34 protein-coding genes and 1 pseudogene are annotated in these 24924 nt (G+C 48.4%); 10 read left to right on the plus strand and 25 right to left on the minus strand.

Translation table 11 applies throughout. From position 1 onward, the window contains the following. Nucleotides 1–11: 11 nt before the first annotated feature. The 3 genes from JOY44_RS26135 to JOY44_RS26145 are packed head-to-tail and all read left to right on the plus strand — an operon-like array spanning nt 12 to nt 1879. Nucleotides 12–1199 (plus strand): RNA-guided endonuclease InsQ/TnpB family protein, encoded by a 1188-nt coding sequence (locus JOY44_RS26135; RefSeq protein WP_171576484.1) that lies wholly within the window; start codon nt 12–14, stop codon nt 1197–1199. A gap of 51 nt (nt 1200–1250) precedes the next feature. Continuing rightward, a complete protein-coding gene (locus JOY44_RS26140; protein ID WP_242541903.1) occupies nt 1251–1559 on the plus strand; it encodes an element excision factor XisH family protein in 309 nt (102 codons plus the stop codon). Beyond that, entirely contained in the window at nt 1538–1879 is a 342-nt protein-coding gene (locus tag JOY44_RS26145) for a XisI protein (RefSeq protein WP_171576485.1), read from the plus strand. Before JOY44_RS26140 ends, JOY44_RS26145 begins: the two co-directional genes overlap by 22 nt. Before the next feature lie 11 nt (nt 1880–1890). On the opposite strand, the gene JOY44_RS26150 is transcribed toward JOY44_RS26145, so the two are convergent. Next, nucleotides 1891–2400 (minus strand): hypothetical protein, encoded by a 510-nt coding sequence (locus JOY44_RS26150; protein ID WP_171576486.1) that lies wholly within the window; start codon nt 2398–2400, stop codon nt 1891–1893. A gap of 20 nt (nt 2401–2420) precedes the next feature. Beyond that, entirely contained in the window at nt 2421–3953 is a 1533-nt protein-coding gene (locus JOY44_RS26155; RefSeq protein ID WP_171576487.1) for an FAD-dependent oxidoreductase, read from the minus strand. Between the two features lie 136 nt (nt 3954–4089). Here JOY44_RS26155 and JOY44_RS26160 point away from each other — a divergent pair, with 136 nt between their 5' ends. Then, nucleotides 4090–4896 (plus strand): hypothetical protein, encoded by an 807-nt coding sequence (locus JOY44_RS26160; protein ID WP_171576488.1) that lies wholly within the window; start codon nt 4090–4092, stop codon nt 4894–4896. 15 nt (nt 4897–4911) lie between these two features. Here JOY44_RS26160 and JOY44_RS26165 read toward each other — a convergent pair whose 3' ends face one another. From JOY44_RS26165 to JOY44_RS26180, 4 genes are read right to left on the minus strand one after another with little or no spacing between them, the layout of a single operon-like run. Then, nucleotides 4912–5745 (minus strand): WGR domain-containing protein, encoded by an 834-nt coding sequence (locus JOY44_RS26165; RefSeq protein ID WP_171576489.1) that lies wholly within the window; start codon nt 5743–5745, stop codon nt 4912–4914. A gap of 35 nt (nt 5746–5780) precedes the next feature. Next, entirely contained in the window at nt 5781–7415 is a 1635-nt protein-coding gene (locus tag JOY44_RS26170) for an AAA family ATPase (protein WP_171576490.1), read from the minus strand. A 12-nt stretch (nt 7416–7427) separates the two neighbouring features. After that, nucleotides 7428–7625 (minus strand): DUF2997 domain-containing protein, encoded by a 198-nt coding sequence (locus tag JOY44_RS26175; protein WP_171576491.1) that lies wholly within the window; start codon nt 7623–7625, stop codon nt 7428–7430. A 38-nt stretch (nt 7626–7663) separates the two neighbouring features. Continuing rightward, nucleotides 7664–8170, minus strand: a complete 507-nt coding sequence (locus JOY44_RS26180) for a hypothetical protein (RefSeq protein WP_171576492.1) — start codon at nt 8168–8170, stop codon at nt 7664–7666. 3 nt (nt 8171–8173) lie between these two features. Here JOY44_RS26180 and JOY44_RS32545 point away from each other — a divergent pair, with 3 nt between their 5' ends. Beyond that, nucleotides 8174–8308, plus strand: coding sequence for a hypothetical protein (locus JOY44_RS32545; protein WP_281063345.1), 135 nt, complete (start codon nt 8174–8176; stop codon nt 8306–8308). Between the two features lie 173 nt (nt 8309–8481). Next, nucleotides 8482–8775 (plus strand): hypothetical protein, encoded by a 294-nt coding sequence (locus tag JOY44_RS26185; RefSeq protein ID WP_171576493.1) that lies wholly within the window; start codon nt 8482–8484, stop codon nt 8773–8775. Nucleotides 8776–8851: 76 nt separating this feature from the next. Here the strand turns inward: JOY44_RS26185 and JOY44_RS26190 are convergent, their stop codons facing one another. Beyond that, the gene (locus JOY44_RS26190) at nt 8852–10126 is read right to left on the minus strand and encodes an RNA-guided endonuclease InsQ/TnpB family protein (RefSeq protein WP_171576494.1); all 1275 of its coding nucleotides are present in this window, start codon (nt 10124–10126) and stop codon (nt 8852–8854) included. An 87-nt stretch (nt 10127–10213) separates the two neighbouring features. Here JOY44_RS26190 and tnpA point away from each other — a divergent pair, with 87 nt between their 5' ends. Beyond that, on the plus strand, nt 10214–10627 hold the full coding sequence (gene tnpA / locus JOY44_RS26195; protein ID WP_171576603.1) for an IS200/IS605 family transposase: 414 nt from the start codon (nt 10214–10216) through the stop codon (nt 10625–10627). Nucleotides 10628–10821: 194 nt separating this feature from the next. Here the strand turns inward: tnpA and JOY44_RS26200 are convergent, their stop codons facing one another. Next, nucleotides 10822–11079 (minus strand): hypothetical protein, encoded by a 258-nt coding sequence (locus tag JOY44_RS26200; RefSeq protein ID WP_171576495.1) that lies wholly within the window; start codon nt 11077–11079, stop codon nt 10822–10824. A gap of 291 nt (nt 11080–11370) precedes the next feature. On the opposite strand from JOY44_RS26200, the gene JOY44_RS26205 reads away from it, so the two are divergent. Beyond that, nucleotides 11371–11565 carry a hypothetical protein gene (locus JOY44_RS26205; protein WP_203032183.1) on the plus strand — a complete coding sequence of 65 codons (195 nt, stop codon included), beginning with the start codon at nt 11371–11373 and terminating at the stop codon, nt 11563–11565. Nucleotides 11566–11696: 131 nt separating this feature from the next. On the opposite strand, the gene JOY44_RS26210 is transcribed toward JOY44_RS26205, so the two are convergent. From JOY44_RS26210 to JOY44_RS31200, 8 genes are all read right to left on the minus strand, one after another. After that, nucleotides 11697–11888 (minus strand): hypothetical protein, encoded by a 192-nt coding sequence (locus JOY44_RS26210; protein WP_171576497.1) that lies wholly within the window; start codon nt 11886–11888, stop codon nt 11697–11699. A gap of 10 nt (nt 11889–11898) precedes the next feature. Next, entirely contained in the window at nt 11899–12594 is a 696-nt protein-coding gene (locus JOY44_RS26215) for a hypothetical protein (RefSeq protein WP_171576498.1), read from the minus strand. Between the two features lie 68 nt (nt 12595–12662). Then, on the minus strand, nt 12663–13049 hold the full coding sequence (locus JOY44_RS26220) for a hypothetical protein (protein WP_171576499.1): 387 nt from the start codon (nt 13047–13049) through the stop codon (nt 12663–12665). Between the two features lie 117 nt (nt 13050–13166). Beyond that, entirely contained in the window at nt 13167–13631 is a 465-nt protein-coding gene (locus JOY44_RS26225) for a hypothetical protein (protein WP_203032184.1), read from the minus strand. A 65-nt stretch (nt 13632–13696) separates the two neighbouring features. After that, nucleotides 13697–13921: a hypothetical protein gene (locus JOY44_RS26230; protein WP_171576501.1), complete on the minus strand. Its 225-nt coding sequence runs from the start codon at nt 13919–13921 to the stop codon at nt 13697–13699. Between the two features lie 2 nt (nt 13922–13923). Continuing rightward, nucleotides 13924–14508 carry a hypothetical protein gene (locus tag JOY44_RS26235; RefSeq protein ID WP_171576502.1) on the minus strand — a complete coding sequence of 195 codons (585 nt, stop codon included), beginning with the start codon at nt 14506–14508 and terminating at the stop codon, nt 13924–13926. 25 nt (nt 14509–14533) lie between these two features. Then, nucleotides 14534–14821: a hypothetical protein gene (locus JOY44_RS26240; RefSeq protein ID WP_171576503.1), complete on the minus strand. Its 288-nt coding sequence runs from the start codon at nt 14819–14821 to the stop codon at nt 14534–14536. Next, nucleotides 14805–14978 (minus strand): hypothetical protein, encoded by a 174-nt coding sequence (locus JOY44_RS31200; RefSeq protein WP_171576504.1) that lies wholly within the window; start codon nt 14976–14978, stop codon nt 14805–14807. The genes JOY44_RS26240 and JOY44_RS31200 overlap by 17 nt, the downstream gene beginning before the upstream one ends. A gap of 231 nt (nt 14979–15209) precedes the next feature. Between JOY44_RS31200 and JOY44_RS26245 the strand changes: the two genes are divergently transcribed. After that, entirely contained in the window at nt 15210–15623 is a 414-nt protein-coding gene (locus tag JOY44_RS26245) for a hypothetical protein (RefSeq protein ID WP_203032185.1), read from the plus strand. Between the two features lie 79 nt (nt 15624–15702). Here JOY44_RS26245 and JOY44_RS26250 read toward each other — a convergent pair whose 3' ends face one another. Both JOY44_RS26250 and JOY44_RS26255 read right to left on the minus strand, forming a co-directional pair. Continuing rightward, nucleotides 15703–15813, minus strand: a complete 111-nt coding sequence (locus JOY44_RS26250) for a DUF4351 domain-containing protein (RefSeq protein ID WP_171576604.1) — start codon at nt 15811–15813, stop codon at nt 15703–15705. A 38-nt stretch (nt 15814–15851) separates the two neighbouring features. Next, nucleotides 15852–16946 (minus strand): annotated as a pseudogene (locus JOY44_RS26255) (IS256 family transposase); the annotation flags it as partial. A 95-nt stretch (nt 16947–17041) separates the two neighbouring features. Here JOY44_RS26255 and JOY44_RS26260 point away from each other — a divergent pair. Next, complete coding sequence (locus JOY44_RS26260; protein ID WP_171576505.1) at nt 17042–18076, plus strand: FAD-dependent oxidoreductase; 1035 nt, start codon at nt 17042–17044, stop codon at nt 18074–18076. Here the strand turns inward: JOY44_RS26260 and JOY44_RS26265 are convergent. The 7 genes from JOY44_RS26265 to kdpB all read right to left on the minus strand — a co-directional run bounded on the left by JOY44_RS26265 (nt 18024) and on the right by kdpB (nt 24917). Then, nucleotides 18024–18901, minus strand: a protein-coding gene (locus JOY44_RS26265) for an IS630 family transposase (protein WP_242541884.1) whose coding sequence is annotated in 2 segments (ribosomal slippage) — nt 18024–18569 and nt 18572–18901 — 876 coding nt in all. Because the reading frame shifts where the segments join, the coding sequence is not laid out codon by codon here. The genes JOY44_RS26260 and JOY44_RS26265 overlap by 53 nt on opposite strands. 207 nt (nt 18902–19108) lie before the next feature. Then, nucleotides 19109–19651: an IS630 family transposase gene (locus JOY44_RS26270; protein WP_203032186.1), complete on the minus strand. Its 543-nt coding sequence runs from the start codon at nt 19649–19651 to the stop codon at nt 19109–19111. A gap of 43 nt (nt 19652–19694) precedes the next feature. Beyond that, nucleotides 19695–20063, minus strand: coding sequence for a helix-turn-helix domain-containing protein (locus tag JOY44_RS26275; protein ID WP_171572621.1), 369 nt, complete (start codon nt 20061–20063; stop codon nt 19695–19697). A gap of 654 nt (nt 20064–20717) precedes the next feature. After that, nucleotides 20718–21854, minus strand: a complete 1137-nt coding sequence (locus JOY44_RS26280) for a sensor histidine kinase KdpD (RefSeq protein WP_171576507.1) — start codon at nt 21852–21854, stop codon at nt 20718–20720. Nucleotides 21855–21857: 3 nt separating this feature from the next. Continuing rightward, complete coding sequence (kdpC, locus tag JOY44_RS26285; RefSeq protein ID WP_171576508.1) at nt 21858–22460, minus strand: K(+)-transporting ATPase subunit C; 603 nt, start codon at nt 22458–22460, stop codon at nt 21858–21860. Then, the gene (locus tag JOY44_RS26290; RefSeq protein ID WP_171576509.1) at nt 22460–22741 is read right to left on the minus strand and encodes a potassium-transporting ATPase subunit F; all 282 of its coding nucleotides are present in this window, start codon (nt 22739–22741) and stop codon (nt 22460–22462) included. The genes kdpC and JOY44_RS26290 overlap by 1 nt, the downstream gene beginning before the upstream one ends. 25 nt (nt 22742–22766) lie before the next feature. Further along, nucleotides 22767–24917, minus strand: a complete 2151-nt coding sequence (kdpB, locus tag JOY44_RS26295; protein WP_171576510.1) for a potassium-transporting ATPase subunit KdpB — start codon at nt 24915–24917, stop codon at nt 22767–22769. Nucleotides 24918–24924: the final 7 nt, after the last annotated feature.

Consider the following 24924-nt stretch of genomic DNA (forward strand, 5'->3'; position numbering starts at 1 on the left):
AAGCGCAGACCATGAAAGCCCGGTATCAGTACAGATTTTATCCAACCAGCCAACAGCGACAGAGCTTAGCTCAGTTGTTTGGTTGTGTGCGGGTAGTTTGGAATGATGCCTTAGCGCTCTGCAAGCAGTCTGAGAAGCTGCCGAGTAATAACGACTTGCAAAAGTTGGTCATCACTCAAGCTAAAAAGACGGTTGAGCGGGAATGGTTAGCAACCGTTTCCAATATTCCGTTGCAGCAGTCTGTGGCTGATTTGGGAGTTGCCTACAAAAACTTTTTCGACTCGCTTAAGGGCAAGCGGAAAGGGAAAAAGGTTGGGACTCCCAGATTCAAAAAGAAGACTGGGAGGCAATCAGCGCGGTTTAGAATTGGTGGTTTTTCAATCAAAGGCGATTCAGTCTATCTTGCCAAGATTGGCGAGATGTCGCCTATTTGGTCTAGAGAATTGCCATCAGAGCCTAGCTCTGTCACGGTCATTAAAGACGCAGCTAATCGATATTTCCTTAGCTTTGTTGTAGAAGTTGAACCTATTCAAATCCATGCCAAGAACCAAAGCATCGGAATTGATTTAGGGATTAAGACTTTTGCATTTATGAGCAATGGTGAGAGCGCTAAAGCACCGGACTACTCTAAGTTAGACCGCAAAATCAGACGCAAGCAGCGCAAGTTAGCCCGTCAGCAGCCCGGTTCTAAGCGTCGAGAAGTCACTCGGTTGCAGATTGCCAAACTGCACAACCAGATTGCAGACAAGCGAAAAGACTTCTTGCATAAGCTCTCTACCAAAGTGGTTAGGGAGAATCAGATCATCGTGCTAGAGGACTTAAATATCTCTGGTATGGTCAAGAATCGCAAGTTGTCTAGGGCAATTAGTCTGCAAGGTTGGTCAATGTTCAGAACGTTTTGCGATGGCAAGTCGGTTCGCTACGGTCGAGACTTTCGGGTAATCAACCGATGGGAGCCAACCTCTCAGATTTGCTCTGATTGTGGGTTTCGATGGGGCAAACTCGACCTGAAAGTTAGAACCGTTCAATGCATCAATTGTGGCTCAACCCATGATCGAGACGAGAACGCATCCAAGAATATCGAAAAAGTCGGGATAGGGCATTGCCACGACTCTAAACAAACGGTGAGGGAGCGTAAGACTACCTCGGTAGCAATTCCCGTTGATCCGTCAAGAATCATCGCGGCTTTAGCCCGGTGAGTATGTCAACCCTATCCTCTTCAAGCAGGTAGCTTTGACTTAGCGATCGACCTGGGTGCCGAGAAAGTCGTTGCCGCTCAGCGAGGAGAGCAAAAAATTGCAGTTGAAATCAAAAGCTTTTTAGGACCATCAAAGATTTCACAATTCTATGGTGCGCTTGGACAGTTCATCGCCTATCGTGCGGCTCTACAAATTCAGGAACCAGAACGAATGTTATATTTGGCAGTACCCAGTAGCATTTACGAACTATTTTTCGCAACGTCTTTCATCCAAGACCTTGTTGGGCAAAATCAGCTTAATCTTTTAAGCTACGATCTTGAGCGGGAGGTAATTGAACGTTGGCAACCGGAGCTACACTAGACACTTACCGCCAGTCCATTCGGCAATTGCTGACTCAACATGCCGAGTCAGTTTGGGATGAGCGCATTCACGCCGAAACTCTGTTTGATACTGAACGAGATCGTTACCAATTGGTCTATGTGGGTTGGCGCGGATCAAAGCGGGTCTATGGTGTGGTTCTGCACCTTGATGTTATTGATGGCAAGATTTGGATTCAACAGGATGGCACAGAAGTTGGCATTGCGAACAAGTTAGTTGAGTTAGGCGTGCCAAAGCACGATATTGTTTTGGGCTTTGATCCACCGATGATGCGTCACTACACCGAGTTTTCTGTTGGATGACTCCCCTTCCATCAAGCAGCTCCATCTGAGATCGCGCCGTACCCAAAGCAAATCGTTCCTTCATGATGGTACTCAATGCACCACCCTGCTTGAGGTGACCCAATCCAGGTATCCCAGTCGTGGCTGAACACGGCAAGAGCGTTCTGCTGCACCGTCGATAGCTGCATCTGCAAAATGGGATTGCGGGCGTTGAACCAGATCACTGTCACCATTGGATTGCCTAATTGAAACTGCTGGCAAAGTTGCTCGAGCGCTGCTACAAGCTGCGGCTCTTTTTGACACGGATAGCAAATACTGCCGGGAACGTTTGCCCAATCAATTTGCGACCACTGCCAGGGGAACGATCGCTTCAACCACTCCCCACAGTCGTTCGCCTGCTGATCATCTGGCAGTCGCCAGGTTACGCGATCGCCTGAAATCCCTAATTGCTCAATCATCTGCTTGGCAAACTGGGTGTCATGCTGCTGCTTCAGTTGCCGCAGCTTTTGCCGCAGTTTTGCTTGGCGAGTGTTGCTGTCCATTAATGGGATATCGCTTTAGTTTAAGGAAGCCAGGGAGTGGGTAGAAACTGGCTGAGCGTATCTCTGATGGCACGAGTGGCATTACGGGCAAGGTCGATATGAGGCTCATCCGGTTCAACCGCAATAATTTGGGCAGGTGTCCCTATGCTAAAGCGCTCAATCACCTGATTTGCAGCCTCAAGCCCAGTTACATAGGCTTTTTCCTGCGACCAGGAACCATGACGAGTAATAATCCAATCCCCACTCATAAATACATTGGTAAAACTCGTCCTTCTAGGCAACATGTACTGATAGCTTCCAGGAGAAAAGTGCGTTACCGCTTTAGGCAATCGGATAACACTGCTATCAATCACCCTGGCATCGTGAAACTGGGGAACACAGGTTGCTAAATCATGGTGTACTTTAGCGATGATGTCTTCGTCATCCATCGGCAACAGTTGATTGGCATGGTAAAAGTCAGCTTCAATTACACTGCCCGGTGCATCCTTCCATTCGTCGTGCAAGGCGTTGAGATCAAAAAATGTCCATCCGGTAGTGGCATCAAACCCAAAGCAGGCATTCGACGGCAAAGGCACCGAAACTTTGCGATCAAACCAAAGCCTGGTTGCCAGAACATCGATCGCACCCAAATTCATCAGGTTGCAGAACTCAGGGAACTGCCGCAGCGTCGAACTGCTACTGACAATCTTCTGCATTCCGATGACACCCACTGCAAAAATCACCGCATCTGCTTCAAATCTCTCTTCCCCACATACCACGCCAGTCACTTGTGGTTTGGCATTTCCCCCTTCCTCTGGAGTGTTGATGACGACATCGGTAACTCGACGTTGTGTAAGTACCCGTCCACCAGCGTGCTCAAGTTGCTCTACCCAGGGGCGAAAAATCATTTCTCCCACCGTGCCACGACACCAGACCACATCGAAATCGGGTTGATGTGCCAGGATAAAGTAGTACAGCATTCCCAAGGCTGCCGCCGCTGAGCAGTGTTCTCCCGGTGCAAACAAGCCCACCAGCAACATTGGCTCAAACGACTCTTTGTAAAGCCGTGCAGACACGCCAAATTGTTTGAAGAGTTCACGAGCCGTGATCGGGTCGTACCGTCGCCATGCTGCATCGGAGTTGTCAAAATCAACCATTGCATAAAGCAAAGGTAGGGCAGAGAGGCGATCGCTCAAGGGTAGTCGCTTAAATTGGGTATACAAGAAGGTACCTAATGGCGTGGGTAGCCGGGGTTCCTGTTGAAAAATCGGCGACTCTACTTCTAAGCCTGCTGGCGAATATTGAGAGGAGCGCGTCCAATCGGTAAAAGGACTTAAGCCCAGTTGCTTTACCAGGGCAAAAATATTGCGGTAAGGATACCAGAAGCCATGAATGCCTGCTTCAACCGAGCGTCCCTGTGCCGTTTTCCACCCTGCCACCAACCCGCCCGGATAGCCGCCTGCTTCCAAGAGCGTGACATTGTATCCCTGCTTTGCCAGGTGATACGCGGCTCCTAAGCCAGCCCACCCGGCTCCAACGACGACCACCTTGGGATGCGCTTGAGTTTGATTCATGGGTTACGAGATCTGTTTCCTCTGCTTCACAGCATAAGGCTTCCTTGTTTACATCGAAGGTTCACTATTCAAATTCTGCTGCTTTTTAACAAGTTCAGCATAGAATCGGAATACTCATCGTTTCAAGACTCCAGTTGTGGAAATTTCAACGTCTTCTTACCTCCAATCCTTGCCGCAAGCTGATGCAGTCGCATTTATTTCATCTCTTCAGAAAGTAAAAAACCACTTGAGTGGAGAACTAGAATGGATCAATCAACAGGTGGAGCAAAAGACGCTTCAACTACAAGGGGTCGAGGCTCTACTCTCCGAATTAGTTGCCCTGGAATCAACTACCTCCCAAGCGCAGAGCGCAATGACTGCGGGTACTGGAAAATCCCCATCTCCACTAGTAGAAACTACAATACTTCCAACCAGCAATGCCGTAAAACTCTCGAATGACCTTGCGAGTTCTGCTGAGTTCAATGAAACTGCTGTGTCTGAGTTTAATTCCCCTACTGAAAGTCCTATCGCCACGACTCCTACTCCAACCCAATTGGAACCCAACCCCAAAGGCTCAAAAATTACCTCCTCGAGATTGCAGCCTAAAGCTCAATCAGTCACTGCTGGTAAAACCAGAACCTCGACAGCAAAAAAAGCGAACCTTCCCAATCAATCAACCCTGAAAAAAGACAAGTCGAGCAAGACTAAGGAGTTTCGGGAACTCCTGCTACCCAAGTTTGAGGGAAGAACTCTCACCGACGCAGTGAATCAAATTTTAGAAAGCACGACAAAGCCACTGCACCTAAATGAACTGCTCAGTCAAATGTACGGCAGCCTCTCTGCTTCAGACTTTAAGCGAGCGAAAGTGTCATTAGCCAGCATTCTTTCTATCGGTAAGAAGGAGGGTAAATGGCAGAGCCTGGGGGGAGGTCTATATGCCGCCAAAAAAGTTGTCCCCGCTTGAAAAGTTGATGTTTAGTTACCATCTAACCCAACAAGCACGCTCATCCGCCGCCAAAGCAGTTTGTTCTTCCATTTCAGTTATCTCCTCTGTTGCTCCCCAATTTAGCCAGCGAGCACGTTCATCACTGCCGACCGCCCCACCCCCAGCGATCGCTTGCTCAATCATTATCCGAATTTCTTCAACCTTGCCCAGGCAACCTTCTAAAGTTTGCAACATCCCAAATTGCTGAGTGATCTGATCTAGGTTTCCCAGTACCTGACGGGCTTCAAGCTTCATTCCAATAGGCAAAGGGACAGTACTTAAGTACTGCTCAACTGCATCTAAGTAGGGTGAGCTTTCGTAGCCACGCCGAATCGTTCCATTGAGACTGGCTTTGATTTTTTGCAGCGCCATCGTCGCCTGAGTCAAGGTTTGGCGAGAGACAGTGCCCATCTGCGTCACAAACACGCCGCGATCTCGATCAAACCGTATCGCCGTATGGTTAATTACAGGTTCTGCCATTGATGCCAGTTGGTCAATTTTTTCTCGAACTGTCTCAGCATAGTCACTGCCTAACTGATTGAAGTCAAGGAAGATCTGAGGTTGGTCTTCCACCTGCACTGGGCGATACCCTTTGTTGCGCTTCTCAGCGAGGAGCTGGTTTAATTTGTTGTCCGCCAGCGCCACCGAACGACAGGAATAGACATGAGGTTTTTGAGCGTAGTTGACCCGCCCGTACTCTACATACAAAGTGCCATCTGATAGTACCCAGGCTGCCCACTGCTTATTACTATTGGTGGTGGCATTGACACAAATGAGTTTGACGGTGCGGATTGCCTTACTTAAATCGGGACGAGTCCTTGTTGTCATAGCTGAAACTCCAAAACCCAAAATCTAAACTTGTATTAGAATCGAGCGCGGCGATCGGAACTGTATTCTGCTGTTTCTATTGTTTCATCGGCTTCCAGGGAGGCAGGAATGGCAGACTGCCGCGCCCAATCCTCTAGTTGACGCAACTTCTCTTGCTCATCTGGGTTACGGCTCTGCACCGGGGCAACCATTGCTGCCTCAATCAACTCGTCCAGGCTCACCTGTCCGGGACGATCAGCGATAAAGGCGGCTTCAGCACAGGTAATCACCAACTGCTCTAGTTCCGCCCCATTAAACCCATCGGTTGCTACGGCAATTCGAGCGATCGCGTCTTTTGACAACTCAATCTTACGGCGCTCCAGGTGGACGTTCAGAATCTCGGCTCTGGCTTTCTGACGAGGTAAGCCCACATAAAACTTGGCATCCCACCGACCATCGCGCAGGAACTCGGAAGGCAGATGATCCACCCGGTTCGCAGTTGCCGCGACAAAAATCGGGATGCGCTTTTCTCGTTTATCGTTGAGCCATTGCAGAAACGTGCCAAACATTCGCTGACTGGTACCACCATCACCGCCCAAGGCATTGACGGCGATCGCGGCAAACTGCTTGTCTAATTCATCAATAAACAGAATACCTGTCTGAGATTCAATCTCCTTCAAAAACCGATCCATATTCTCCTCACTACCGCCCACATGTCGATCCATCATGCGTCCAATGTTCATAACGAAAACTGGCATTTCCCAAGTAGCTGCCATATTCTTCACTGTCAACGTCTTTCCCGTTCCCGGTGGTCCCACAATCAAACAGCCGTTGGGCAGATCCAGCCCATACTCCTGTGCCTTGGGGCTAAACATCTTCGCCTTGCGCTCCAGCCATCGGTCTAAGTTCCCCAGCCCAACCGCTTTGACTGGAGGGGGTTCGAGAATATCAACTCCTCGCTTTCGCAACTTAGCGCTGCGGCGAAGTTTGATAAATTCTCCAGTGCCATCGGTGATCGCCTTATCAGTGATCGCGGCTTCTAGTAACAAATCATCAGCTTCTTCTTTGGTAATCCCGCCCATCGCTCGGATCAGATTTTGCCGCCCTTGGTTCGATAGATTGAATTTCACCTTGCCTTTGGACTGGGCTTTAATATCAGCGAGTCGAAATTCCAGGTTGCTTTCCCGCTCCGCCTCAGTCGGTAGGGGATTATCAATTTCAAAAATCGCACCATCAAAGTGATGGCTCAACCGCAGGCGATCGCCCAACAGAATGATGCGCTTATCTGATCGCTTAATCTCCCGGCAGAGGTCAATCAGATCTTGTAGAACAAAGACGTTCGGTTGCATTCCTCCCGGCAGAAACTCCTGCACATTGGCAATCAAAAATAGGGCATGATCTTTACAGTCGCGAATAAACTGAAACAGCCCGGTCACTGGGTTATCGGTAGTGTAGTCTGGGACTGGAGTTTTCTTGATGCCCGTAATCTTGCCGCTTTTATCACGGGTGAGGCTGACTTCCCGCAATGATTTGCTCAAGTTCCAGTAGTAGGGTTTGTACTCCAACGGTTGGGCAACTTCTAGGAGTAATTTAGTGACCAGTTCATCTTCAACGGCGTTTGGACTGTTAATTGCAAGCACGCCCGAAGCGGCATCCAAGCGGTTTCTGATCAGGGAAATATCCAAGGGCATTGAGCAACTCTCCTACAGACTTTGAGTCAACGTATTGGTCTGAACAATGGGCTGGTCATAAAACTCTGGTTTGGGAGTGAATTTCTCCACTGTGCCCAGTTCTGCCAATGGTTTGGTCAGCGCTTTACAGCCTTCTCCCTGAACTCCTTTGACTTCTGTTTTGATGGACTGACCCAGTTCTAGAGTGATGATAATTGTGGGAGTTTGCATAGTTGTTCTCAAGGATAAATGAATTGGTAGAATGACCCTTAAATGGCGCTGCCAATGGTTTGAAGTTGTTGTTTTGGCTTGATTGTCAACGTAATTTTGTTCTCAATTCGTTGTTCAGTGATGGTGTACTGATTCGCTGGGAACTTCAGCAGTACGGCAGCGCGATCGTGCTCCATCTGAAGTTGCTGATTGAGCAAAATCTTAATTGCGGCATCTTGTAGTTGGGTATAGTCAAACTCTCGCCCAAACTGACTATGACGAATTTCATATGGGTCACACTGAAGGGTGTAGAGATTGGCAACGGCATCCCAAAGAAAGCCGATCGCGGTGCGGTTGTTCATCAACTGCCGCTGACGTGCAATCACATGGGCACGGCGAGAGTCTCCGTAGCTATTGTGGTAGACGATCTCAGCCGCTTGGATGTCTTTAATGCTCATTTCAGGGGTCAGTGTTACCGCTTGCACATCAAATCCCATTGCCTGTAAACCCTTGACAAGGGCTTGCGGGTGATTGAGTTGAGTCCGAATATCGGAGAAGTGAGACATGGTATGGCTCCTCGAAGAAATGGGTGGGTTTGTGATGTGGCAACGAGGACTGAATTGGATGCAGTCTGGCTTAAACAAGCTGTGAGTATAGGTGGGGCGAAAAGATTGCAGGGATGGGATAAATGCGATCGCCGTTAAATGTGAGGAAAAGCAGGTTAGAGGGAGGTATCAAGCCTTTCTTAAGAATACCAGGGTATCCAAGAAATATCAATACAATAGTACTACTTATGGGTAGATTTTCTTGTCAGAATGTCAAGCGTTTGTAAAATGCTTTAGGGTGAAGTTAACAGAGCAAATGTATTAGAGCCGCCATGTCGATCGCACACTATCGCGGAAAAGGGAGTAACCCCAACTCCCATCGCAATCTTGAAGGCAATCGCCGCGTTCCCCTTCCCCGGTGGGGTAGCGTCAAGAAAGAGCATGTCTTCGGTTTGACCGATGAAGCATGGGAAGTTTTGCGCCAGTTGTCCGATCAACACGATGTGTCCGTCAGTGATTGGGTTGAGGCGACGGCGCGATTACTGGAGCAGGATAAACAGTTGGGTGAACAGGTGCTTGATTTGCTCCGGAGCAGGTTAGAAAAGTCTGGGCATCCAAAATCCTGACTTCAGGGCATGGGACGAAATATCCTTTAAAGAAGCGGTATTGAGACGTTTGGGGTGGCTGTTGACACTCCCCGGTCTAAAGACGCGGGGATTCTTGAAGAGTCCATAAGCGAACTTTCAAAGGCGCTGTCAAAACGCCCCTACTAACTCCGTTAAGGTCAAGCCCTAACATCGTCGCTACTTTTCTGATGATATTGGCAGCACCATTGCAGTCTGCATTGATATACCAATTTTGTAGACCCGTTCGGTACAAGCCACGTTTAACTCGTCTACCAGATTCTTTCCACTCATCGGGTTTTGCACCGATTGTAGGCAGGAAGTCACGGTCAATAAATGAAGCCTTAGACGTGTAGCTTTCTTCGGTTTCAACGAACTGAAGCCCGTACTGCTCACACAGTTGCTCAATCCGTTTTTTCAGTCTAGCCGTGGGAATCTGCACAAACTTCTGATTGGTCTTTCTTCCCATGCTGGCTGAGTCTTTCTGCCTTTTGTTCCAGCCAAAAACGACGGTGCCAATTCTGTTCTCTAGGCAATGGGTAACGACCAATCGAGCCGCTTTATTGACCGCATCCCGCATCTGTCGATTCCGCTTTTCGGTTATTCGCGCCAACTGATGCGACCAAAACCCGTTAGACTTGCCATCCATCAGGGTTGAAACTCGCTTGTTGTACCACTGGTTGAGCGCTTTCAAATGTCTGCCATCCACGATGAAGCTGCTTCCAACATTGCTTACACAAGTCAGCCAGTTATCTATCCCGTGGTCAATCCCTAAAACTTTTTTAGGGTCAACATCTGAATACACAGCTTCGGTTTTGTAGACAAACTCAGCATAAAACTGACCATTGCGAGGCAAGATTCTAACTTCTCGAACAACTGCGTAGTCTAGGTTCGATGGCATCTGAATTGTGAAATTCTTCACTCCGAACCAAGTTTGAACTTTTTGCCCTAGTGGAATTGAGATTTGACCATCAATCAACTTTTTGCCTAGAGCCTGTTTAGGGTAGGCAATCAAATGAAGCCCGTCCTTTGTGCGGTAGTTGGGAAACTTGGGTCTGTGTTCTAGACCGCCCTCTCGGAACAGCTTGATTAAACCCTTGAAAGATTTCACTGACTCACCGACCGCCCCACAAGTTTGTTGAGCCGCTTGAGCGCACAACGCTCCGTAGTGAGGATTTCGCTTCAGTTCGTTGATTAGATCAAACGGACGAACGTAAACCCTAGCCTTGAAGTACATCTGACGAGCGTAGTAAACCGCGCAATTGTGCAGCTTGTTAGACTCTCCACAAATAAACTCCAGAACGGCTTTCAGTTCTTTGTCAGGCTTAATTAAAACCTGCTGGCATCCAAACACTTAACTGCTGGCATCCAAACACTTAACGCCTTTTCTATCTATACGCTATGTTGATTATACAAAACACATCAACAAACTGGTTGCGTTATAGCAAGTTTATCGAAGGAAGATTTAGAGTATCGGCACGAAGGTAACGCCGTCTCTCTAATCAATCTGCACTTTGTGTTTATCCCTAAGCGTCGTAAGGCGGTATTGGTTGGCAAGATTACGGAACGGCTGCAAGAAATCATTTTTGAATTGGTTGTAGAGCATCGATGGAAGCTTATTGCTCTTGAGGTGATGCCTGATCATGTTCATTTGCTGCTCAACATCAAGCCGACTGATTCAGCTAGCGGAGTGATGAATAAGGTCAAAGGAAGAGCATCACATCACTTGAGATTGGAGTTCCCAGAACTCAAAAAACTTCCTACTCTGTGGACTCCCAGCTACTTTGTGGGAAGTGTAGGCAATGTCTCAACTGAAACGGTCAGAAAATATATTGAAGGGCAAAAGGGGAAATAACTCGCAACCTCAAGGTTGCTGCTGCGTTTCATCCCCGGCTTGAAAGACCGGGGTTCTCACGCGAGGCTTTATAGAAAAAGACTGGAGCGATGCGATGTCTCCGCTTGTGCCCCAGTCCTGATGTATTGAGAACCTGAGAGTCAAGTTTCTCAATGCTGATTTGATACTCAAATTCTTTCAGGATGCTCATTTCCTCATCCCATACACTTATCCCAGTTGGGTGGATCGGCGACTGGAACATAGCCAGTCTCAGTGGCAATTTTGTAGAGGATCAGTTCAGAAATGTGATGATCCACATACTCAGGAATCATCAACCTCTTCTCAATCCATTGAGGAAGGATGAATAAATGCCCAGAAGCCTCGTAGAGATGTAAAGACACATTTCGAGGAATCTGGGTATTGCCGTAGAGATCGCCGTTGACCGTGAATTGCGTCGAGACAATTTCAACCACGATCCCGTACTCGAATCCCCGCTAGGTCTTTGGTTTGCGGTGTGCCCATTCCTCTGGTCGATACGGATCTTTGAGCTTGACGATATCGCCAATTGAAAGAGTGTAGTTCATGGGCATTGAACGTTCTCCAAGAAATTGATGGGTTCATTGGTACGAAGCAGAAGCAGCAGGTTTGGCACGTTTTGCCTTGTTGTGGATAATGTGAGGGCTAGAAAGGGATGTCTCTGGGTCTCGTTTGCGGCTCGCCTTCCAATCCCCCTTGGAGAAGTTGAAATCTGGGCTTTTGAGTCGTTGAGTCCGATATTCTCTGACTTTTTGCTGCAAGCAAATGAAGGACAAGGGTTTCTGCTGATTGTAGGTGGGCGATCGCTTCCTCCCAGTCTTGCTGATGAATGGAAGAATGATCTGCCTCAATCTGCATGGAAACTTCTAACTCGCATATCGTTGCGGCAATATTCATTAAATTTGCCAGATCAGGCATCGTAGTTTGCTCCTGATTTCGCTTGCATGGGCGGTTTTGAAGACGATAGCCTCCGCAAAACTTCTACCGACTTGATCAGCTTTTCCATTGCCTCAGTAATGTTCCTGTCAACCGTCTCTAGGTCCTGAAGCCGTTGCTAAACACGCTCTTGCAATGCAGTTTGAGGTGGAGAGGCTAAAAAAGCTTTGCCGTCTTCAGTTAAACTAAGGCTGGTTAACAATCCTTCTAGCGTAGTTGCTGCCTTTCTCAACGTGTCTTGGGGTGGGTGAAGGTATACAGAGGATTGCTTGTAAGGAATACCTGGTAGAGTTGGTATATGTGCGGTCATGAAATCTTCCTCACTGCAAAAATGGTTCATCAATGTTGTTGATTGCGGTGGCGATGTGCGACACCACTTCTAAGAGGTTGCTAAACCGGAAGGAGATTGACCGAAACGCTTCGCCTTTGATCCAGTAGTTCAGGCAGGAGGCGACACTGAGCAGCACTTCTTTATCGTCAAAGGCTGTCGTTGTGGCACTACTGCTGACCAGCGCCTCGATGTTGGCATCGTGTAATGTTGCCCAATCAGCATTAACTCGTTGAAGCTGATACGCGATCGTGCCTAACAGCCAGGACAATCGCCATATTTGTTTGTTCATCGACTGGAATAAATCAGCCTTGCTCTCTACTTTCGCAAAGGCGATGTATCGGACGGCAGCAAGCACGAATGGAAAGTCTTCGTTTTCCTCGCAATTGGGTTCAGGTGATGGAAGGATTCCCTGTTCGTATAAATGCCTGACCAGCGCTACAACTATTTCGGATCTTTGTACAGATTCCTCAGCCCATTGAGGATTAAGAGGTTGTTGCGTCATGATTATCTTCTCCGGCTGAAATCGGACTGTTGCTGCGTTGATTGACTTATGTGCAGCATCGAGTATGTCGAGAGGCACTCGTGAATCGTCATCGTCGATCTGATAGCACCAGTTAAGTACCTGTTGAAATGCATCCAGGGCTTGATAGATGACTTGGCGATCGACTGGGTTAAGTTCTTGCATCACAATGAGTTTTAAGTGAAGGGTGATGCAGTAACATCTTTTGAATCGGGATGTTGCTGCAATGTGAATCAGTCAAAAATTGTGTCTTTCTCGTAGCGATAGCACTTTCTATCAATCGTAATGAGTGCTTTCTCTCCATCGGCGTACAGAATTTCTGGAGCCTCATTAAGTGTGTTCAATGTCTTTTGATTCAGGAATTCAAAATGCTCTGGATGTGCGTGGAAGTGATCCAATATGGCTAACTGAATTCCTGCTTGCTCGTAGCTCAACTGGGGGTTGTTTGGAATCAACGCGATCGCTTGCAGTAGTTTCTGCTTTCCCAACTCCTCCAACAACCCATACACATCTTCTTGGGGAGTTATTTGGGTGGAAATTTCCTGTTGAGGCTTGTAGTGCTGTCGTAAGACGGCTAGCTGGAATAATGTCAATTTGATTTTGGGTAGGGTTGTAGTCACTGTATTTCCTCTAAATGACTGTATTTCCTCTAAATGACTGTATTTCCTCTAAATGACTGTTCCTGGTAGGCGGACTCTCTACCAGGAACATCGATTTGTAATGAACAGCATTCAGGCTTATTGTTCACGGGCAGATTGTTCTTGCCCAGCGCGAATCATGGTTGAAACTCTGGGATGATTAAACGGCACCATGAGCAATCTCAGCGCTCCGAATAACTCACCGTAAGCCCCACTCAACTCATCTGCAATCACCTGGTATTGCAGACAATTTTGGTTGATGCTGGTGTTGCTTGCCTCCTGGAATGCAGCAAATGATGTTTCAACAGCGTTCAGCAATTGTTGGTAGTGGCTGAATGCTTGTGCCATTTCCCGTTGGGCATCCGACATTTTTTTCAGTGCGTGTTGATTCAAATTCGGTTCCATCGATTTACCCCTTCTTCGTTTAGGTCTAGACAGTACGCGAGTTCGCAATGGGTCTCGGTCAGGAACTTCGCTGTGATGAGGGTGAATGTGCAGGCTTGACTTACCTGCAGCAACTTTCATGCCGACGATCAAGATCGTCAGCCAAACAAAAAATTTCATGTAGACAAATCCAGTCAGGGATAGAGGAAGAGCTAAAAAACGGCTCTCTGGTTGATGCGGTGCAACTATCGAACTTTGAAGCGAATGTCATCCAGGCACTCTTGAATTCTCGCTTCAAGGTCTGGATGTTTGAGCAACCAATCCAGTATTTGATCGGTGATGATCGGGATTTCTTCTGTTGTGATTGGTGTTCCCGTAGAGTCTTTAGCCTTTTCTAGAACCCTAACCAATTGTTGGATAGAAGTATCCGTTGCCAGAGGCTTACTGGTTGTTGTGCTTATTGTTAACATGGCTACTCTTGTGATTTGAGAGCATTTTCTGGCGTAATTGCTGCTGTGGGTTCTTGCCGCAGCACTTGCAGATAGACTGTGGTTGCGATCGCTCGGTGATCTCGATGATCGGCGAGATCGTTAATTTTGCCTTTTACAGTTTCCAAACAAAACCGAAATAAGTCAGCATGATCACATACAGCAGCCGATAGCTGACGTTTCTGGTCATCTGTCCAAAGCGGTGGTGCATCGGGTCGCTGTGGAATAGCGGGTGGTGTAGTTGAAGCACTCGCAGTGGGTGGAGAAGTGTTTTGAGTGTCCAGCAGCACAATGTTATGTTTGACATTGCCGTTCTTATCACTCCCTGCTGGAATCAGTTGCACTATTACTCCCTTGCGTAGGGGTTTTGTCTCTTCATCGCTCAAAGACTTCCATATCTTGGCTGCTTCTGATCCTTCGGGTTGAGACTGATCTAGAAATAGCACGGAGCGGTACGGTCCATAATCCCCGTCCTTCAACTTTCCGACCACTTCAACCTTTGCGCTGATTGGGCTGACGACTTTTGCCATCGCTAAAAGCTCCTGATTCAGGTGAACTAGAAGGGGCAATAGCGCCCCTCCTTGGTTTGCTGCTCTAAAACTCAACGAACGGAACGTTTGCAAAAATTGCACTGTTCAAGTCGCTTGTTGCATTCGCTCTGTACGTTCCTTCTGGGTAAACTGCAATCTCTCCCTCAAAGCGAACACCTTCGCGCAGGGCGCTCATCCAGCCATCCATGTAAACTTGATTATTCGGTTGTGTCGGCATCTTCCCGAAAGCAAAATCTGCTTTGCCTTCGTAGAAGTCGGGTTCGATGGCTTCCAAAACTTGCTGATCTCGTTGATCCCGATCAGCCAAGCAACAGTCAGCGATAAATGACATACTCAGAACATCCTTTTCTAATTCTAAGGTCGGGCATTTCTGGTGAAGTGCTCTCTTTTTTGTGTTTGAGGGCACTGGCAACAAAGCGCTTGTATTCTGCTGTTCCGCCAAGCGGTTTCTTCAGTCCGTCCGCCGGGGTGTCGCTCCCCTTTTTCACGGGTCATACTCTCTGGGAAGAGTGGCGGGCGCTCTTGAAGCAGTTGCGCTCTCTGCTGCTCTGTTATCTTATCTATATTATACACACTATGTTGATAAAACAACGCTCTTTTTCAGAAAAGTGTGTAAAAATTGGATGATTTTAGCTAGAAAATTATCGACCGTAGATGTAGGCGTTGTGCAGATGCCATTTGCGCCAGATCCGAGAAGCTGGATAATGAGGAGAACTCGTATGGTTTTAGTGATGGCTGGGAAAAAGTCGGGTTCTGGTAAAGCTGGCACTGGCGACGGCAGGGGAAAGCACCGCAACCCAAAGTCTTTGGCGAATTTGAACCGTGAAGGCAGGCAGCTTGCGTATGAAGGGGAGGAAAAGAAGCGGCACAATGTTTCTGTAACCGGCAAAGGGTGGGAGGGATTTAGCCAGATCGCCGATCTCATCGGTCGCTCTAACTCAGATTTGATCGAGGCTCAGGGGCGGGGAGAACTCGACTTGATGATGACGATCGAGCAGTTATGCGGCACCGAGATATTAAAAAAGCTGGATCTGACTCCAGCTCAACTCATGCAACTGCCAATTATTGAGGTTCTCCATCGTCTTTCTCGCGTTCAGCAAAGCCCATCAGATACCATAGGAGGCTCAACTTGACTCGCCTATCCAAAAGGATGGTGTACATTGCGGTCAATTGCGATCGCAGGTAGCAAATCTGGGTTGGGTGAGTGTTGATCTACGGAACTCTGCGCGAACGCTCTAACCACCCGCTAAAATCAGCCAACGTTGCAAAGTTCAACAATGCCTCTCCTAAATCCTCTAGTTGAATCAGGTCGAGTGCTTCGATTTGGGATTTGTAAAGTAGTTTGTGTCAAGAGAGAAAGATTACAGTGGAAACCTCCCTTCAAACTCAATGGCAAAGCGATTTAAAACTGCTTTCCAATCTCGAATCGGCATCGTCCATTTTTTGAAGATATTAGCGATCGCCAAGTAAATGACCTTCATTGCCGATTCATCCGTGGGGAAGGAACGATGATTTCTTAAGACCTTGCGCAGAGACATGTTCATAGATTCAATGGCATTCGTGGTGTAGATGGCTTTACGAATGTCAGGTGGGACGACAAAGAAGGGAATAATCCGGTTCCAGTGATTCATCCAGGATTTACTGATGGTGGGGTATTGCTTGTCCCAGCGCTCGGCAAAGTCAACGAGGGCTTGCTCTGCCTCGGTTTCAGTGGCAGCCGTGTAGATCGCTCTGAGGTCACAGGCAACCGCTTTCCGGTCTTTGTAGGACACATAGCTCAAGGAGTTTCGCACCCTGTGGACAATACAGAGTTGCACCCTAGTTTGAGGAAAGACCGTTTCAATTGCCTCTGGAAAGCCTGTCAGCCCATCGATACAGGCAATGAAAAAGTCTTTAACTCCACGGTTTTGCAACTCGGTGAGCACAGAAAGCCAGAACTTTGACGATTCATTCTGAGTCATCCACAGCCCCAATAGCTCCTTTTGACCCGCCAGGTTCACTCCCAATGCCAGGTGAATGGCTTTGTTGATCACCCGTCCTTCATGCCGCACTTTGACCACCAAGGCATCGAAGTAAACAATCGGATAAATGGCATCGAGGCTGCGATTCTGCCATGCCTTACGCTCTTGCTCTACCGCTTCTGTCACATTGGAGATCAAGCTATGGGATACTTCTACCCCATAGAGATCCTGCAACTGCGCCTGGATGTCCCTTGTGGTCATGCCACGGGCATACAGCGATAGAATCTTGTCGTCAAAGCCATTGAAGCGGGTCTGCCCCTTGGCAATCAACTGCGGTTCAAATGCCCCATTGCGGTCACGGGGAATACCGATCTCGGACTCACCAAACTCCCCTTTAATCGTCTTTTTACTATGTCCATTGCGACGATTCTTGGGGCGTTCAGCTTGGCTCTTGCCCAGAGAATCAATCTCTGATTCTGCCTTCTCCTCTGACAGGGGAGAAAGCCTCTACTGCTCTAACAAATCCTCGTAGTGAAACCCAGTAGAGATAACAACTAAGATAATCAAGGTTGTTAAGAGAAACCCTCGCAATGGAAACCACCAATATTGATAGAACTACTGAGCCAGTTGATCCAAGCGATCCCTATGTTCGTACCGCTCAAACGTTTCCGGTGCTAACAGAAGAGCAGATTGAGCGCGCTAGATTGCTTGGTCAGGAAGAACCGTTGCCCAAAGGCACAATTCTGTTTGAACGTGGGCAACGCAGCGTCGATTTCTTTATTGTGTTGCAGGGCAATATCGAAATTTATGAGCATCGCCAGAATGGGATAAACGTCGTCACCGTCCATGGAGAGCATCAATTTACTGGAGAACTCGATTTATTCAACAGCCGCCAAATTCTCGTTGGCGGTCGTATGGGCGAAAACGGCAGCGTCTTGCGCTTTAATCGTCAGCAGTTTCGTAAACTCATATCTGCTGAACCAGACATCGGCGAAACAGTGATGCGAGCGTTTATTCTGCGACGAGTGGGTTTAATCTCGCATCAGCAAGGCGCTGTGACGCTGATCGCCACCAAAGAGTCTGCGGATAAGCTGCGGATTGAGCGGTTTCTGCGACGCAACGGCTATCCGCTAGAAGTTCTCAGCTATGATGCCGCCTGCCAAGAAACCGCTTTTTTGCAGGATGTTGACCTCAAAGAAGAACAACTCCCGCTCGTGTATATTCACCTGGGCGAACAACTGCTGCATAACCCGTCTAACCTGGAATTAGCTCAATGGCTGGGACTGGTGGAGGTTCTGCCGCCAGACCATGTTTATGATGTGGCGATCGTGGGGGGTGGACCAGCGGGACTTTCAGCGGCAGTTTATGCCGCGTCAGAAGCATTAGATACGGTGTTGATCGAAGCCGAAGCACCGGGCGGACAAGCGGGCACTAGCTCAAAAATTGAGAACTACTTGGGGTTCCCGACTGGCATCTCTGGACAGGCGCTGGCGGGCAGGGCACAGGTGCAGGCACAGAAATTTGGGGCAACGATCGCACTGCCCTTTTTAGTTATAGCTACAGACAACAGTGTTAGGACACAGCATCTTTCAGGACCGACTCCATTGCTTGCCGTAAAGAACTAAAGCTAGACAAGCTGTTGCGAATACGACTTTTCAGCCAAGCCCAACACTTTTCAATCCGATTGAAATCTGGAGAATAAGCGGGTAAATATAACAACCGACACCCTACCGACTCCACCAATTGAGCAACCCGTCCCCCATGATGAAACGTGGCATTGTCGAGAATCAAAACCTTCCCAGGCTTAAGCGTTGGCAGCAAACACGTTTCTAGCCAGATTTCAAACACGACTCGATTACAAGAGCCGTTCACGGTAAAAGCAGCACTCAGTTGGTGCTCACAGTAAGCCGCAATCATATTGATTCGTTGACCCCGTCGCCCTGACTTGAGTGCTTCAAATCGCACACCGGGTTCACACCAACCATATCCATAATCCTCTCGCTCATCCATTCCCGATTCATCGATGTACACCCGGTCGGATAAAGACACTTTGGCGAGCTGCTCTAGGAACTCTGCTCGTTTGTGCTCATCGCGTTCAAGGTAGCCATAGGTCTTTTTTTTCGACTCAAGCCCAGTTTGTGTAACGCCCTGGAAATTGTGCGAACACTGAGTTGGTCTTGCCACAACTCGACCATTTGCGCTTGGGTCTTGCCCCCATGCTGCTTGGCAAATTTGGCAAACTTGTCCCAATCGGTGATTTTGCTGCTGGTTCGATGGGGACGAGTTGTTTTGGCTTGGTAGTCTCCAGTTTCCTTCTGTCGCTTCAGCCATAGATTAATCGTGTTGCGACTGAGTTGAAACACTTGGGCGGCTTCACTCTGCTTCATGCCGTCTAATTGGATGGCATTGATCACCTTTTGTCGCAAGTCGTAACTGTACGCTTTTGCCATAGATGCACTCACCCTCCTATAGCTGGGGATACCTCTCAGTCTATGTCCTATTGGTCCTGGCAATAGCTATACTACGGAAACAGTCGATAACTTTCTTCGCTGCTCGACCGCAGGGGAGCACCTCAGAATTCGGAAAAATTTGTACGCTAAGGCGTTCCTGTAGCTTTGAGACCCAGCGTTACCGTGCCAGCGGGCTTACAGCGATTTTCAGATAAATAAGCCACAGTGAGCGAACCAACCGAGCGCGTCATCAGCGGAAATACAGTCATTGATAATTTTGCTCAAGGCTTGGTCGAGTGCTTCACGGGTTCGAGCCTTAGCCGAGCGCAAAAGTTGCTTCAGTTTTGACCAACACAATTCAATGGGTGAAAGATCTGGTGAATAAGGGGGCAAAAATACGACTTTTGCCCCCACCGCTTCAATGGCCTCTCGCACCACTACGGCATGATGAACAGGTAAGTTATCCATGACAATAATCGCTCCTATCCACAGTTGAGGAATCAAAATCTCCTGGATGTAGAACAAGAACACCTCAGTATTGACGCTGCCGACAAGGCTCATCGTGGCAATCAAACCATCGATACTCATCCCTCCGATTAACGAGATATTCTTTCCTTGATCGCCAGGAGCTTCACTGTCGTACAAGCGTTCACCGATTGGGGCGCGACCATAGAGCCGAGTCATGCCCAGATGGATGCCAGTCTCATCAATGAAGACCAAGTTACGCGGGTCTATCGTGAAACTCCACATCCGATGAGCAAATCGTAAATCTTTGACTCGTTGCGTGTCTTGTTCAGAGGCAATCAGTGTTTTTTTTGACGCTTAACTTGAGCTTACAGACAGTTCGTTGCATGGTCGATACACTCACCTCCACCCCGGTTGCCCTTGCAAAGCGCTCACACAACTCTTCGAGCAGGGCATCCGGTTGGGCCGTAACCAACGCTTCAACGATGGGCAACTGTTCTTTCCCTAACTTGGCAACTGCTCCTCCCCCGTGGGGCTTGGGTTGCACGGTGCCCGTTTCACGATGGTGTCGTCTCAGATCTCTGATGAAGGATAAACTCACCTTAAAGCGCTCTGCCAGTTGCCGCTGTGACCCTTCTTTGGCTTCATACGCTGCCATAATTCGTTGACGTAAATCGACAGATAAGGCGGCTGGCATAGGCGACAATTTTGATATTGCATTGGTTGCCTCTTAGACTGGCAAATTGTGGCTGACTCAAGCAAGAACCGCTGTAAGTGGACCAGCGGGCTCATCCATGCAGAAAGTTACGGTTCGATGTGTCAGGAAACTTAGAGCTGACATGTAACCTGATTTTGATTTTTTGATGAGTTTTCTTGTGCTGATCAAGACCTCATAGCGTCAAAAAGCTCGGCACAAAGAAAATGGTTGTTTTTCTAGCGGTTGCCTTTATGGGAGATGAAAGTATTGCAGGAGAAGGATTCTAGCCAAAACCGTAACTTTCTGTTCAAATGCGCCCGCTGGTCCCACCTACGATGTCGATTCTGGGGATGACTCATTGCTCGTTTCGCAATGAGTTATGACCAAAAAGAAGATGAGCAGAAGTTATCAATCAAGCACCGCCGCCCTTCCCTCGCCAATGCTTCTGTTCATCAACTGTGTCTAAAATCAGCAAGATCACAGTCTGAAACTTCCACCCAGAAAAGGTTTCAGCCGATGTGGCACTTAATGGCCAGAAACGGTTTATACCCCAAATTGCTACGGGAACGCCGTTGAGCACAATGCCCTCAGACCCTCAGAAGAGTGTTGGGTAGCAAGTTGGCTAAAACGCAGGGTAGAGTGCCTGAAAAAGTTTTAGCTGCACTTATCCGTTGAAATAATGTGAACATCAATGTTCTTGAGCGATCGCAGCAGTTTATGAGTAAGCGAGCCACGCAGCATCAATTTCCATCGAGATCGTTGGCTTTCCCCAATCACAATTTGAGTGACGTAGCAGTTTTTTGCAACGTCTGCAATCGCTTTTGCCTTATCCTGATCACCCACTCGAATAAACTCTCCACCAAACTCTTTACAGAGTTGTTCGCAGGTTTCGATATGTAAACTCTCTGCTTTGGTTAAGAAACGATCAGGGTCATCCACGAATAGACAGTAGAAGGGAGCGTGCATGTATCCGGCGATTCGGGCACCGCGTCGGATTAGTTGAATGGCATTGGGATAGGTTGATACACATATTAATACTCGTTCATGAATGCTGCAAAACGGAGCGTCTGCTTTTGTTCCATTCGATGCTTGCTCAAGTGCCTCTTCCTCAATGTTGTCAGCGACTTCTCGTAATGCCAATTCTCTCAAGGCAATCAGGTTACGCCGTTGGAAGAAGTTTTGCAGAGATTGGTCAACCTTTTCAAGGGCGTAGATTTTACCGTCTTTCAGGCGCTCTTCTAGCGTCTCCGGTGTGACATCAATGACGACTACCTGATCGGCTTCTTCTAATAGGCGATCAGGTATCCGCTCTCGTACAACAACTCCTGTAATCCGGGCAACCAGGTCATTCAAGCTCTCTAGATGCTGAATATTAACTGTGGAATACACATCAATCCCGGATGCTAAAACAACTTCTACATCCTGATACCGTTTTTCTCGCTGAGAACCAGGGACATTGGTATGGGCGAGTTCATCGATAAGAACCAGTTGCGGCTGGCGAGCAAGGATTGCGTCTGTGTCCATCTCGGAAAGAATGACACCAGAGCAGTTAATGGGTTGCCTGGGCACCATTTCTAGCCCCTCTGCCCGTTGTGCAGTCTCCTGCCGATTGTGGGTTTCGAGTAAACCGATGACCACATCAACACCCTCTTGCCGGAGGCGATACCCTTCATCCAGCATGCGGTACGTTTTGCCAACGCCGGGAGCCATGCCAATAAAGATTTTGTGCTTGCCGCGATGGGCAGGACGAATGTCGGTGCTGTCAGGTGAAGGGTTTGACGAGTGATACATAGTTTAGCTGCCCAATGCGTCGAGAGCCAGGTTGAGCTTCAGCACATTCACCCCCGGCTCGCCAAAGATGCCTAAAAAGCGACTATCTGTGTTTTGATTGATCAGAGCTTTGAGTTGATTGGGTTGCACCCCCCGTACAGTTGCCACTCGTGTAATCTGCGCTCTGGCGGCTTCAAGCGTGATGTGAGGGTCAAGACTGGAACCAGAAGTGTAAACCAGATCAGCAGTCGGTTGAATACCTGCCTGTTTTAACTGAGCTGTGGTTTCTCGAACTCGCTTAAGCAGATCAGGATTAGACGGAGCCAGGTTACTTGCTCCCGACACACCCGTTTTGAGTATGCCAGACTCATCCTTCTTCGGATCTGCTGTGCTGTAGCTGGTAGTACTGGGACGACTGTTGAAGTAGCGATCGCGGGTAAACGGTTGTCCAATCAAGGCTGATCCGACAGGTTGACCTTGAGCATTCGTCAAAATGCTGCCGTTTGCCTGAAAGGGAAAGGCAATTTGCCCAAAAGCAACCATGACCAGCGGATAAATCAGGGCAGTGATGACCCAAAGCACCAGGGTTGATCGAATGGCTCTACCTGCCTCACGTGAAAAACTCATTAGAACTTCTCCGGTACGAACATAACAAAGAATAAGTAAACCGAGAGCACAATCGTTCCCAGTCCCAAGAGCCCTAATGACCAGGCTTGGGTGCGAGAGAATTCACTGCCACTAGCGGCGTAAACGACAGGTGCAACAACCAGGTTGAAGCTCAGTGCCAAAAATAGATATAGCGGCAGCTTTCGCCTGCGCCATTCTGACCAAATTTCTGAAACCGTCTCGAGCGTTTGAGTGTCTGTTTGAGGAGATGGAAGTGATGATCTTAAAAGATTGAGTTTCATTGCTACAAAGAAATTTGTTTGAGAGCTAGGACAGCGGCAGAATCAAATCGATCGCCTTAATTGCAATGAACGGGGCAATAATGCCGCCTAAGCCGTAAATCAGAATGTTGCGTCGCAGCAGTTGATCGGCGGTTAGTGGACGGAACTGCACACCTTTCAGAGCCAGAGGAATCAGAACTGGAATAATCAAGGCGTTGTAGATCAAAGCAGAGACGATCGCCGATTGAGCACTCTTTAGCCCCATGATGTTGAGCGCACCAATTCCCGCAGCAGCGAAGATGGTGGGAATAATTGCAAAGTATTTGGCGATGTCATTGGCAACGGAGAAGGTGGTTAATGCACCACGGGTAATTAGCAGTTGTTTGCCGATCGTCACCAGGTCGATCAATTTAGTTGGATCAGAATCCAGATCGACCATGTTGGCAGCTTCCTTTGCTGCCTGAGTGCCAGAGTTCATGGCCACACCAACATTGGCCTGAGCCAGAGCAGGTGCGTCATTGGTGCCATCTCCAGTCATGGCCACCAACTTGCCCTGAGCCTGTTCTGAGCGAATGACATCAATTTTGTCTTCGGGGGTGGCTTCAGCAATAAAATCATCCACTCCCGCTTCCTGGGCAATCACAGAGGCAGTAATGCGGTTATCGCCTGTGAGCATGATGGTTTTGACACCCATGCGCCGCAGCTGGTCAAACCGTTCTCGCAGTCCAGGTTTCACAATATCCTTGAGATAAATTACGCCATAAATGTCATTGCCCTGACATACTGCGAGGGGTGTTCCACCCAGATGGGATACTCGCTCGTAGGCTTCATCCAGAGTTGTAGGAACTTGCCCACCTCGTGAACGCACAAAGCCTTTAATGGCATCCACCGCACCTTTTCGGTATTCTTGGCTATCCAGGTCAGTGCCGCTCATACGGGTTCTAGCCGAGAACTCAATGCCCTCTGCGGGTTTGCCATCCAGATCGAATTTCGCACCTAGTTTTTGAGCTAACTGGACGATCGATCGCCCTTCCGGGGTTTCATCAAACACACTGGCAGCTAAACAAACATTGGCGACTTCCTGAAGGTCATGACCATTAACTGGGATAAATTCATCAGCCAAACGGTTTCCTAAAGTAATCGTTCCAGTTTTATCCAAAACCAGCGTATTCACGTCGCCACAAGCTTCTACGGCTCGTCCAGAAGTGGCAATTACGTTAAACTGAGCCACTCGATCCATCCCAGCAATGCCGATCGCACTTAACAAGCCACCAATTGTGGTGGGAATGAGGGCAACCAGAAGGGAAATCAAAATGGCGATGCTGGTGCCAGCCCGTAAACTGTTGCCTGTTGTGTCTCCCGCAACGCTGTCTAAAAAGCCAGCAATGTAGCCAGAAATAGCTGGGGTTGTGGCGACAACAATCAAAAACACCTGGGTCAACACTGCCAACAGCACGGTTAGCGCAATTTCATTGGGCGTTTTGCTGCGTTCGGCTCCTTCTACCAGGGCAATCATGCGATCGATGAACCCCTGCCCTGGATCAGAGGTAATGCGGATCACCAGTTCATCCGAGAGCAGGCGAGTGCCCCCCGTGACGGAACTCGCGATATCTGTACCGGGTTGTTTCAAGACTGGAGCCGACTCCCCAGTGATGGCTGATTCATCCACTGAACCAATGCCCTGTATCACCTCACCATCCGCAGGAATCATATCCCCCGCAATCACCTTCACCTGATCGCCCCGACGCAGTTCAGTGGAACTGACTTCCTGAAGATCCCCATCAGGCAATAGCTTGCGGGCAATTGTGTCACTGCGGGTTGATCGCAATGCATCTGCCTGTGCCTTGCCCCGTCCTTCTGCGACCGCTTCGGCAAAGTTGGCAAACAGAACCGTGAAAAATAAAATGAATGTGATGATGCCATTCAACAAACGCTGCTGATTAACATCCGCTTGAACTGTGCCAAACAGGTTGGGATTGATGGTGACAAGTAGAGTAACGATCGTACCCAGCCACACCACAAACATGACTGGATTACGCACTACCACACGCGGATTCAGCTTAACAAATGATTCGCGAATGGCTCGTTGATACAGTCCTTTGCGATCGACTTTTTGCATATGTCTGCGATCATCACGGCGACCATGAGGCACCCGAACTGGGCGAGAGGATGTAGAGGGTTTGTTGTTAGTTTTCATAAGTTCT

Origin of the sequence: Leptolyngbya sp. Cla-17 (assembly GCF_016807185.1) — a bacterium.
Classification (GTDB): Bacteria; Cyanobacteriota; Cyanobacteriia; order Leptolyngbyales; family Leptolyngbyaceae; genus ULC077BIN1.